This window comes from Psychrobacter sp. CAL346-MNA-CIBAN-0220 (assembly GCF_040309805.1).
GTDB lineage: Bacteria > Pseudomonadota > Gammaproteobacteria > Pseudomonadales > Moraxellaceae > Psychrobacter.
In genome coordinates, this window is sequence record NZ_JBEOPF010000665.1 from 1 (window position 1) to 241 (window position 241).

Genomic DNA, 241 nt, shown 5'->3' on the forward strand with positions numbered 1-241 from the left:
GTTGGTGAGTGTTCGCGCGCTTGAGGAGACCGATAAGCTGATAGCAGCCTTGGTAGCGGCATTTGGCGTTGCTGTTTCCTGTGCAACGTCTGCTCAAGAAATGGGTGGAGTGCGCAATGGCTACGACGACTTCCAGCGCCTGGGGATGGATCGATGGCTGGCCATGCTGGGCGCGTTCAAGTTGGCGTCAGGTGCATGCTTGGTACTCGACTTTGGTACAGCGGCGACAGCAGATTTTATT

1 protein-coding gene is annotated in these 241 nt (G+C 56.0%); it reads left to right on the top strand.

Translation table 11 applies throughout. The annotated features are described in order from the left end of the window. Positions 1 to 241, top strand: a 241-nt coding sequence (locus AAEY88_RS15245; RefSeq protein WP_350563745.1) for a type III pantothenate kinase, incomplete at both ends; no start/stop codon positions are given.